The 10,423-nt window shown below is 49.1% G+C and carries 9 protein-coding genes; 7 read left to right on the top strand and 2 right to left on the bottom strand.

All coding sequences use genetic code 11. The features are described from left to right. Nucleotides 1-385: 385 nt before the first annotated feature. On the bottom strand, nucleotides 386-1,426 hold the full coding sequence (locus ACRCZA_RS14620) for an NADP(H)-dependent aldo-keto reductase (protein ID WP_438675131.1): 1,041 nt from the start codon (nucleotides 1,424-1,426) through the stop codon (nucleotides 386-388). Nucleotides 1,427-1,941: 515 nt separating this feature from the next. Here ACRCZA_RS14620 and ACRCZA_RS14615 point away from each other — a divergent pair. The 7 genes from ACRCZA_RS14615 to ACRCZA_RS14585 all read left to right on the top strand — a co-directional run bounded on the left by ACRCZA_RS14615 (nucleotide 1,942) and on the right by ACRCZA_RS14585 (nucleotide 9,604). After that, a complete protein-coding gene (locus ACRCZA_RS14615) occupies nucleotides 1,942-3,312 on the top strand; it encodes a Na(+)-translocating NADH-quinone reductase subunit A (protein WP_438675130.1) in 1,371 nt (456 codons plus the stop codon). Beyond that, nucleotides 3,312-4,544 carry an NADH:ubiquinone reductase (Na(+)-transporting) subunit B gene (locus ACRCZA_RS14610; RefSeq protein ID WP_438675129.1) on the top strand — a complete coding sequence of 411 codons (1,233 nt, stop codon included), beginning with the start codon at nucleotides 3,312-3,314 and terminating at the stop codon, nucleotides 4,542-4,544. Before ACRCZA_RS14615 ends, ACRCZA_RS14610 begins: the two co-directional genes overlap by 1 nt. After that, nucleotides 4,534-5,328: a Na(+)-translocating NADH-quinone reductase subunit C gene (locus ACRCZA_RS14605; RefSeq protein WP_438675128.1), complete on the top strand. Its 795-nt coding sequence runs from the start codon at nucleotides 4,534-4,536 to the stop codon at nucleotides 5,326-5,328. The genes ACRCZA_RS14610 and ACRCZA_RS14605 overlap by 11 nt, the downstream gene beginning before the upstream one ends. Then, entirely contained in the window at nucleotides 5,325-5,945 is a 621-nt protein-coding gene (locus tag ACRCZA_RS14600; protein ID WP_438675127.1) for an NADH:ubiquinone reductase (Na(+)-transporting) subunit D, read from the top strand. The genes ACRCZA_RS14605 and ACRCZA_RS14600 overlap by 4 nt, the downstream gene beginning before the upstream one ends. Before the next feature lie 9 nt (nucleotides 5,946-5,954). Next, a complete protein-coding gene (nqrE, locus tag ACRCZA_RS14595; protein WP_438675126.1) occupies nucleotides 5,955-6,563 on the top strand; it encodes an NADH:ubiquinone reductase (Na(+)-transporting) subunit E in 609 nt (202 codons plus the stop codon). A gap of 67 nt (nucleotides 6,564-6,630) precedes the next feature. Further along, a complete protein-coding gene (gene nqrF / locus ACRCZA_RS14590) occupies nucleotides 6,631-7,848 on the top strand; it encodes an NADH:ubiquinone reductase (Na(+)-transporting) subunit F (RefSeq protein WP_438675125.1) in 1,218 nt (405 codons plus the stop codon). 538 nt (nucleotides 7,849-8,386) lie between these two features. Then, the gene (locus ACRCZA_RS14585; RefSeq protein WP_438675124.1) at nucleotides 8,387-9,604 is read left to right on the top strand and encodes a serine hydrolase domain-containing protein; all 1,218 of its coding nucleotides are present in this window, start codon (nucleotides 8,387-8,389) and stop codon (nucleotides 9,602-9,604) included. 7 nt (nucleotides 9,605-9,611) lie between these two features. On the opposite strand, the gene ACRCZA_RS14580 is transcribed toward ACRCZA_RS14585, so the two are convergent. Beyond that, the coding region (locus ACRCZA_RS14580) for a GNAT family N-acetyltransferase (RefSeq protein WP_438675123.1) at nucleotides 9,612-10,423 on the bottom strand (812 nt) is incomplete at its 5' end.

Here is a 10,423-nt window from a genome sequence, read left to right as displayed (position 1 = left end):
TTGTCTGGATACGTTAGCTGCAATCCAGCCCTGCAGGTGGCTTGTGCTGGGGTGTTTGACTGTCATTTTGGTGTTGCTGTTGCTGTTGCTGTTGTTGCTGTTGGTGTTGTTAGTTTTAGTTTTGGCGTGTGGGTGTGCGGCAATGGGCCTGCAGCTTGTACTTTACATTCAACGCTAAACACTCAGCACATATCTTGAACAGACTCACGGCATTTTGCATAGATCTTGAATAGATAGACTACGCGATATAGATGCTCGTCAGTTGATGTTAAGGCGTTGAATAAGAATTAAATGCCGCATTGTTGGAAAATTGCCTTGGGTCTATATTCCCAAGGCAGAACCCAACGGTTTAAGGCTATGTCAGGTCGCCCAAGCTGGCGTAAAGCTAAGGGCAGGGGAATCGAAATTGCTCTGATAGCGCATCTAACCGTGAAAGTAACGCTGGCGAGAGGCTGACGGTCAGGCTGTCAATATTCTCTTTGAGCTGGGTAAGGTTCGTGGCGCCAATGATGTTCGAGCCCACAAATTTGCGCGAGTTAACAAACGCGAGGGCCATTTGCGCGGGGCTGAGGGCAAACTCCTGAGCTAAATCTACATAGGCCTGAGTGGCCTCTAGCGCCAGTTGTGAGCCGGTATAACGGGCAAAACGTTTAAATAAGGTTAGCCGTGCTCCTTCTGGCCATTGATTATGGCAGTATTTGCCCGACAATGCGCCAAACGCTAAGGGGGAATATGCCAGCAGCGGTAACTCTTCGCGATGGCTGATTTCACTCATGCCCACTTCAAAACTGCGGTTGAGCAGGTTGTATGGGTTTTGCACGGTGATAATTCGCGGCAGGCCATGTTTTTCAGCAAGTTGCAGGTATTTCATCAAGCCCCATGGGGTTTCATTCGAGACGCCAATATAGCGTACTTTACCTTGGCGAATGACATCAGCGAGGGCTTCGAGGGTTTCTAGGATGGGCGTCTGCAGCTCAGATTCCTGCTCTTGATACATCAGCTCGCCAAAAAAGTTGCTATTACGGTCGGGCCAATGGAGTTGATACAAGTCGATAGTCTCAACCTGAAGGCGGGTTAAAGAGGCGTCCACGGCTTGCTGAATATTGTTCCAATCTAGCGCCATATTATGGCGAATATAATCACTTTTGCCCCCCGGTGCCGCAATTTTGGTGGCGATCACCAGTTCGTCGCGGTTGCCACGCGCTTTGAGGTATTGCCCTAAAATGCGCTCGGTTTCACCTTGGGTTTCAGGTTTAGGCGGCACCGGATACATTTCTGCGGTATCTATAAAATTAATGCCTTGGCCGATGGCGTAGTCCAGCTGGGCAAAGGCTTCGGCTTGGGTGTTTTGCTCGCCCCAGGTCATAGTGCCTAAGCATATTTTGCTGATCTCCAGATTAGAATGCGGGATGCGTCTGTATTCCATCTCTTTCTCCTTGAAAACTCTGATGAGTTTGAGGCTATCAAGCTTTTGCGCTAAAGCAAAGGTTAATGCAGGCAATGGCCGATTGCTGCGGTAAAAATAGCCAGTGGTCAATGGGGCGAGCCTGTGACAGGCAAGTTGTTAGCACTATTAGCGGTAGCGTTAAGGTCTGAATTGGCTGCGGCGCTCAGCATTGTGCTGCGTGGTTCGTGTTGCGTGAATCGTGCCGCTTGGGGGATAGCTTATGCGCATGGCCAATTAGGGCATTTTTTATACTGTAGAAGATGACTGCGCCCATGGCGTAAGGCGCGGCCTTGGTAAGGCAAATGTGACTCGACTGTGTTGTTAAATTACAGTTGTTGCAGCGTGCGACGGACTTATTAGAACTGTATCACGCTAAAATGCAGCTTTTGTTGCTAACTTACGCAGTTGTAGCGAAATGTGATGCCTATATCGGATCGTTTGTTAATCAGATGCTACGCTCAATCAATCTAACATGTTATGGGGTGAGAGTGGTGATGGCGAAACCTTCAAATCAACTTGTCACGATCAAAAAAGGTCTCGATTTACCCATCGCAGGTGAGCCGAGGCCTGTCATCGAACCGGGTCATCGGCCATCTCAAGTGGCACTGCTTGGCGAGGAGTACATAGGCTTAAAACCGACCATGTTGGTTGACGTCGGCGATAGGGTAAAAAAAGGCCAGCCGCTCTTTGAAGATAAAAAAAATCCCGGGGTGGTGTTTACTGCTCCCGCCAGTGGTGACATTAGCGCGATTCATCGTGGCGAGCGCCGCGTGCTGCAATCTGTGGTGATCCGCTGCAATGGGTTAGATGCCGATGAGCAAATTCGGTTTGAGATGTTGCCTGAGGTGAATGCATTAACCTCACAGCTTGTGCAGCAGCAATTAGTGCAAAGTGGGCTATGGACTGCGCTGCGCACTCGGCCATTTTCCAAAGTGCCTGCGCTGAATACTCAGCCAGCGGCCATTTTTGTCACCGCAATCGACACCAATCCACTTTGTGGCGATCCGCGTCTGGTGATTGCCGAGCAAGCTGAGGCCTTTGCGCTGGGCTTGCAGGTGCTCACGCGCCTAACCGAGGGCAAAGTGTATCTCTGCCAAGATAAAGGTGAGGCGATAGTCGGCGATATTTCTCCGCAACTTGTTATTCGCCGCTTTACCGGGGTGCATCCTGCGGGTCTGGTGGGGACGCACATTCATTTTACCTTGCCAGTGAGTTTAACTCGGCAGGTGTGGCATATCGGTTATCAAGACGTGATTGCCTACGGCAAACTCTTTCAAACCGGTGAGCTGTATACCGATCGTATTGTTGCCTTAGGTGGGCCGAGCGTGTTAAATCCCCGCTTGCTGCGCACCCAGCTGGGGGCCCAGCTTAGCGCGCTGGTTGCCGATGAAATTAAACCCGGCCACAACCGTGTGGTATCCGGGTCAGTACTTTCAGGGCACACCGCCATGGGGGCCTATGATTTTTTAGGGCGTTTTCATCACCAAGTTTCAGTGCTGGCCGAAGATGCTGAACACCGAGTGTTGCCGTGGATCCGCGGCGGCTCGACTAAATTCTCCATCACCCGCGCTGTGACCTCGCGATTATTTGGCTTAACCAACTCCTTTGAATTTACCACCCATCAAGGTGGGGATCCGCGTGCGATGATGGCCTTTGGCCAGCTCGATAGGGTGATGCCGCTGGATATTTTACCCACCCTGTTGGTGCGAGATCTGGTGGTGCGTGATACCGACGAGGCCCAAGCTTTGGGCGCGCTAGAGTTGGATGAAGAAGATTTGGCGCTGTGCACCTTTGTATGCCCTGGCAAATATGACTTTGGTAAAGAGTTACGTGCCTGCCTAGATGTTATCGAGAGGGAAGGTTAATGACGAAGCCACCTAAAAAAACGGATTTACAGCAAGCTACTGATTTACAAGAAGAGTATTACGCCTCCGGCAAGTCGATAAAGGATTTTGTCCGCTCATTGGTGATTGCCCGTGGCCGTAGCACTCGGGGGCAAGTGCATGTACGCGATGCGATAGATGTCAAACGTACCATGACGCTGGTGGGATTATGTTTATTGCCAGCAATTTTATTTGGCATATATAACATAGGGTTACAAGCGCAAGTTGCACTCGCTGGCGGCTTAACAACCCCAGACACTTGGAAATTGGCTCTTTTTAACCTATTCAATGGGACATTAACTGAGCAGACTGGCTTAGTGGGCTTATTTTTCTATGGCTTAAGTTTTTACCTGCCCATTTATCTGACGGCCTTACTCACCAGTTTATGTTGGGAGGTGGTGTTTGCGAGGGTGCGCGGCCAAGAATTGCACGAAGGCTTTTTTGTCACCGCATTATTATTTAGTTTGATTTTACCGGTTTCAACGCCGCTGTGGCTGGTGGCCATGGGCATCAGTTTTGGCGTGGTGGTCGCGAAAGAACTGTTCGGCGGCATGGGATATAACTTTTTAAACCCTGCCCTCGCGGGGCTCGCGTTTATCTATTTTGCCTATCCTTCTGAAGTGACCAGCGTAAAACAGTTGGTTGCTGTTGATGGGTTTTCTGGCGCAACCGCACTGGCGCAGGCGGCGGCAGGCCAGCTGCAATTTGTGGATTATCCATGGTATCGCGCTTTTAGCGATCCGCTCTGGTGGAATGACTTTTTGGGATTCAGTGTTGGCGCGATTGGCGAAACCAGCACACTGGCCCTATTGATGGGCGGTTTGATGCTGATCATCACTCGTCTCGCCGATTGGCGCATCGTGCTGGGCGTGTTGCTTGGCATGATAGCCACGGTCACGTTATGTAATGTTATCGGCTCGAGCACCAATCCGTTGATGGCCATGCCTTGGACATGGCATTTAGTGACTGGAGGCTTTGTGCTGGCGATGATGTTTATGGCCACCGATCCGGTGACGACCGCTTACACCCGCCCGGGCAAATTTGCCTATGGTGTGTTGATTGGCTTTATGACAGTGCTTATCCGTGTGGCGAATCCTAAGATGGCCGAAGGGGTGATGTTAGCCATTTTGTTTGCCAACCTGTGGGCGCCTTTGCTCGATTATCTGGTGGCTCGCGCCAACATCAAACGGAGGCTAAAACGTCATGGTCTTTAAAAAAGATACTGTGGTGGGGACGATGATCTTCACCATCACCCTGTGCCTTTTATGCTCCTTTATGATCACGGGTACCGCCGGGGTGTTGAAAGAACGCAAATTGGCCAAAAAACGCGATGAGCTGCAACGTTACGTGTTAATGGCAGCCGATATCGATTTAGGCCAAGGCAATGCGTTTAGAGATATTTTTGCAAAATCGGTTACCCCTTTATTAATCAATGTTGATACCGGAAATGTGGACAGCGATGTCAACGTCCTTGATTTTGATGAGCGCATGGCGGCGATTAATCCAGAAACCTCCAGCACCCCGAAAAAGGATATCGCCAAGATTAAAACCCGTGCCAACGATGTGCGTGTGTTTAAAGTGTTTAATGATTCCGGCGCCTTAACCAGCGTAGTGGTGCCCTTTTACGGTAAAGGCCTGTGGTCGATGATCTACGGCTATGTTGCGGTTGAACCCGACTTTAATACCATCAAAGGGTTAGTGGTATATGAACATGGCGAAACCCCTGGTATTGGTGACTTTGTTACCGATCCGCAGTGGTTATCCTTGTGGAAAGGTAAGCAACTGTTTGATGCCGATGGCAAGTTTGCCATTCGATTAGTCAAAGGCGGCGCCAAAGAAGGGGATGTGCATGGCGTAGATGCGGTGAGCGGGGCGACCATGACTGGCCGTGGGGTGCAGCGTGCCATGGAGTTTTGGTTTGGGGTGGAAGGTTTTCAACCCTTTTTTAACCAGTTAAAGGCCTCAGCAGGGCAAGGTCAATCGGGAGGTGCAAAATGAGCAACACCTTATCTATGCGTGACATGTTAACCGGGCCTGTGTTTGCGAATAACCCGGTGGCGATGCAAGTGCTTGGGGTATGTTCGGCGCTGGCAGTGAGTAATTCCATGCAAACCGCATTGGTGATGACCTTAGCCGTGACCTTTGTACTGGTATTCTCTAACCTGTTTATCTCCGCGATTCGTCACTTTATCCCAAACAGCGTGCGGATCATCGCCCAGATGACGGTGATAGCCTCTTTGGTAATTGTCGTGGACATGGTGCTGCAGGATGTGGCCTATGAATTATCTAAACAACTCTCGGTATTTGTAGGGTTAATCATCACCAACTGCATCATCATGGGCCGTGCCGAAGCCTTTGCCATGAAGTATCCGCCGCATTTAGCCGTGGTCGACGCCGTGGGCAATGCAATGGGCTATGGTTTGATTTTGTTAAGCGTGGCTTTTGTGCGTGAGCTGTTCGGTACCGGTAATTTGTTTGGTTATAGCGTGTTTACTACCATTGAAAATGGCGGTTGGTACTTACCTAATGAGATGTTTAAGTTACCTCCCAGTGCCTTTTTCTTGATTGGTGTGCTGATCTGGACCATCAATGTGATCCAGCGTAAACGGGGTTAAGGAGCGGCTATGGAGCATTATATCAACCTATTTTTGCAGGCCACGTTTATCGACAACATGGCCTTGTCCTTCTTCCTTGGCATGTGCACCTTTTTAGCGGTGTCTAAAAAGGTGTCTACCGCCTTTGGTTTAGGCGTTGCGGTGATTGTGGTGATGACCTTAGCCGTTCCCCTTAACCAATTGATTTACGTTAAAGTGCTGGCCCCCGGTGCGCTCTCTTGGGCGGGGATGCCTGGGATTGATTTAAGCTATCTGCAACTGATCACTTTTATCGGAGTGATTGCCGCGTTGGTCCAAATCCTTGAAATGTTTTTAGATAAATACATCCCTAGCCTGTATGACTCTCTCGGGATTTTTTTACCCTTACTGACGGTTAACTGCGCGATTTTTGCCGGTGTTATTTTTATGGCCAACCGTGATTACAACTTTGCCGAATCGGCGGTGTTTGCCATGGGGTCGGGGGTTGGTTGGGCGATGGCGATTGTCATGTTGGCAGGCCTGCGCGAAAGGATGAAATTCCATGCGATCCCGGAGGGATTACAGGGCATTGGCATCACCTTTATTACCACAGGGTTGATGGCGCTCGGCTTTATGTCTTTCTCGGGGATCTCGTTATAACCAAGCGGGGCGGTGCATCGAGCATGGCTCAGTTAAGTGAAATCGCATTCAACAAAAGGGTTATCGGATGGAAATGGCAATTGGCATAGGCATGTTCACCCTCGTGGTTTGCCTATTGGTGATAGTGATCCTCATCGCCAAAAAAAAATTAGTGAATAGCGGTGAAGTGACCATTGGCATCAATCATGATGCCAATAAAAGCATTCAGGTGGCCGTGGGTGACAAATTACTTGGTGCCTTGGCGAGCCAGAGTATTTTTATTCCATCGGCCTGTGGCGGTGGCGGCACCTGTGGTCAGTGCCGGGTAAAAATCACCTCCGGCGGCGGTGATATTTTACCGACGGAGATGGGGCATATTACCAAAAAAGAAGCCAAAGAAGGCTGTCGTCTTGCCTGCCAAGTCTCAGTGAAAACCGATATGGAGCTTGAGCTAGACGAAGAAATTTTTGGGGTGAAAAAGTGGCAATGTGAGGTGATTTCAAATGATAACAAAGCCACCTTTATCAAAGAGTTATTGTTAAAACTGCCCGAGGGGGAAGATGTGCGTTTTAAGGCGGGGGGCTATATCCAAATTGAAGCGCCCGCCCATGTGGTGAAATACGCCGACTTTGATATCCCCGCCAAGTATCGCGGCGATTGGGAAAAGTACCACTTATTTGACTTGGTCTCGACGGTCGATGAAGACGTGCTGCGGGCCTATTCGATGGCCAATTATCCCGATGAAAAGGGCCGCATTATGCTCAATGTGCGCATTGCCACGCCACCTTCCGCCAATGTACCACCGGGTAAGATGTCTTCTTACATTTTTAACCTGAAGCCGGGGGATAAAGTGACGATTTCTGGCCCATTTGGCGAGTTCTTTGTGAAGGATACCGATGCCGAAATGGTGTTTATCGGCGGTGGCGCAGGGATGGCACCAATGCGCTCGCATATCTTCGATCAGCTAAAGAGCAAAAAAACCAAGCGTAAGATGAGCTTTTGGTACGGTGCCCGCTCAACCCGTGAGGTGTTTTACCAACAAGATTTTGATACGTTAGCCGCAGAGAATGACAACTTTGTCTGGCATGTGGCGCTGTCGGAGCCATTGCCAGAAGATAACTGGACGGGCTACACAGGCTTTATCCATAACGTGCTGTATGAGAATTACCTTAAACATCATAAGGCTCCCGAGGATTGCGAGTACTACATGTGTGGCCCACCGATCATGAACTCCTCGGTCATTAAGATGCTCGAAAGTCTTGGGGTTGAGCCTGAAAACATCCTACTCGATGACTTTGGGGATTAGTTATGGAGGACTTTATTTCATTAATAGCCAGGGGTATTTTTTGGCTTTTTATTGAAATGTTTTTTTATAAATTTTGCTACGTTGTGGGTTACTACTCTCTACGCCTTATCTCGGCGGGAAAGCACCCCAAGTATGAGCTTGAGTTGCAAGAAGAAGTAGAAAACTATCTATGGGGAAATTCTTTGGTTTCGATTTTTGGACTGTTACTAATCGTATTTTCTATAGGAATACTTTTACATTCCATATTTTGAGAAAACACATAACAAGCAAAGGAAAGATTGGATATCACTTTTATGCCTAAATGAATTATCAATAACACTCGAGTCCAAGGGAGACACTATTTCCTCGCAGTTGCTGCAGGGCGACTAGAACTTTTTATATGATAAAGAGTGCGTCAGTTTACGCATGCCATCCACTTACGTTTAAAGACGGGTCCAGACAGTCATCTAAATTTCAAATACCGCAACGCTAACATACACGTGTGATAAGCTTGCCGTTTTCAACTTTGGCCATTGGCCCATTCTGTTAAGGATAACCTATGCGTTTGAGCGGCATCAGTACTCTGTTGGCGGGGGTGTTATTATTTCTCAGCGCCAATGGTGCAGGCTGGTTATTAGCGCACGCTACAGAACAAGTGCAGCAAGTGCAGAATGTTCAAGTTCAAGGCGGTAACCCGATTGCGGTTGAAAAACCAACTGCCATTATTGCCTCAAAGACGGCGAAGATTAAGGCCTTAATCCAAGCGGCGATACAGGATTCGCCACAGCCATTTAGTGGCAGTGTTATCTTGCTTTTGCAGGGCAAGCCGCAGCTTGAACTGCAAAAGGGCGAAGGTATCCATCAAGATTCGCGCTTTGTGCTGGCATCGCTTTCTAAACAAATTACCGCAACCTTAGTATTGCAGGCGGTCGATGCGGGGAAACTCGACTTAACCTTATCGCTTAATCATTACCTTTTTGGTGAGCTTGATGGCGATAACAAGGTACGTAATGGTGCGGATGCAAATTCAACAGCAGAAGCTTTAAATTCCCATCGTTATGATGCGCGGATTACGCTGCACCACCTGCTGACGCATACATCGGGCGTCGATAAACTCGGTAAGGCCAATCGCTTTGCGCCGGGAAGCCAATTTGAATACTCCAACTTGGGTTATTCGCTGCTTGGGCAAGTGCTTGAGAAGGCCAATCAACAATCCTTTGCCGAACAAGTGGCGCAGTTTGCCAAGCGATACCAGCTTCATGGCCTGAGTGTTGAGCTTGGCAGTCTCGCGGCGATTCACGCCAAAACGCCATCATTCGCCATAGGGTTACAGGAAAGTGCGGTGATTGCCCCCGCTGATTTAGTGCTTGATGAAGCTTTGTTGCCCGCAGGGGGATTAACGGCCTCAGCGCCAGCTTATGCCGCTTTTCAGCATCTATTACATTCTGGCAAGTTACTGAGTGCAGCCAGTTATGAGCGGATGACAACGGCGTATACCGCGATCCCATTTTTATGGCCAAATATGCACTATGGCTATGGGATGAGGATTAATCAGGACGATGGCCTCGTCGAATACAGTCATACGGGCTATTTAACGGGTTATATGGCGATGACGCTGCATTATCCCGAATTGAATTTGGATCTGGTGATGCTGGAAAATCTGGCGCTAAATCTTAATGATCGCGACCGAGTATTTGCACTGCATAATCAGATCCGTCAGCTTATTCGAAGCCAGTTAGCGCTTCCTCACGCCGATAAGGGCGGAACCGCGCGATGAGCTGGCGTTATTTAGGCTGTAGCGCCAATAACATAGGAATTTCACAGGCGTCGTGGCCAGTATTGCCCAGCGGAGAGCTAAGGTGTTGAAAACCTAAGTGTTCATACAGCTTTACGGCTTCGGTTAAAACTGCGGTTGTTTCTAGATAGCAGCTTTGATAACCCGTTTGCCGAGCAAAATCAAAGGCAAGTAGCGCTAAGCGTTTGGCGAGCCCTTTACCACGAATATCGGGCATAAAATACATTTTTTGCAGCTCACAAATCCCCGGATTACCGGCAAGCGGTGCAATGCCCGCGCCGCCGAGCACTTGTCCGGCACATTCAATTACCCAGTAGTGAGCGCCCGGTTGCGCGTAAATTTGGCTTAAACAATCTAAGGTCGGATCGGCCACGCTATAACCTTTATCGGCGGTTAAGCCATATTCGGCAGAAACTGCGCGGATCACGTGGGCGATGGCGGCATCATCTTCTGGCGTGGCTTGGCGGATAAGATAGCCCATTTGCAACTTAGCATTGAATATGGCTTGGTTATATAAGCTGAGCGCCTGCTCGATTTGCTGGGTTTGCGTGGTGGTGAGTTGCGCTAAAATCTGTTGAAACAGTTGATTTTGCTGAATATCTAATCTTGCTAATAATTTTTTGCCGGCGGGGGTGAGCTGCACGATTAAACAGCGGCTATCCCTTGGATGGATTTGACTTTGGGCAAGTTTTTTATCGACCAAATGCTTAATGGCACGGCTAGCATTGGATTTATCGATGCTCAGTTTACTGGCCAGCTCCTTAATGGTGAGGGGCGTGCGGCCTATTTCAAACAAGGCAT

It is taken from the genome of Shewanella sp., assembly GCF_051658185.1.
In the GTDB taxonomy this organism is placed as follows: domain Bacteria; phylum Pseudomonadota; class Gammaproteobacteria; order Enterobacterales; family Shewanellaceae; genus Shewanella.
This window is presented reverse-complemented; position numbering and strand designations above follow the sequence as displayed.

Coding starts and splice junctions, on each gene's coding strand:
- ACRCZA_RS14620 (WP_438675131.1), bottom strand. CDS start 1,426: ATGGAATACAGACGCATCCCGCATTCTAATCTGGAGATCAGCAAAATA.
- ACRCZA_RS14615 (WP_438675130.1), top strand. CDS start 1,942: ATGGCGAAACCTTCAAATCAACTTGTCACGATCAAAAAAGGTCTCGAT.
- ACRCZA_RS14610 (WP_438675129.1), top strand. CDS start 3,312: ATGACGAAGCCACCTAAAAAAACGGATTTACAGCAAGCTACTGATTTA.
- ACRCZA_RS14605 (WP_438675128.1), top strand. CDS start 4,534: ATGGTCTTTAAAAAAGATACTGTGGTGGGGACGATGATCTTCACCATC.
- ACRCZA_RS14600 (WP_438675127.1), top strand. CDS start 5,325: ATGAGCAACACCTTATCTATGCGTGACATGTTAACCGGGCCTGTGTTT.
- nqrE (WP_438675126.1), top strand. CDS start 5,955: ATGGAGCATTATATCAACCTATTTTTGCAGGCCACGTTTATCGACAAC.
- nqrF (WP_438675125.1), top strand. CDS start 6,631: ATGGAAATGGCAATTGGCATAGGCATGTTCACCCTCGTGGTTTGCCTA.
- ACRCZA_RS14585 (WP_438675124.1), top strand. CDS start 8,387: ATGCGTTTGAGCGGCATCAGTACTCTGTTGGCGGGGGTGTTATTATTT.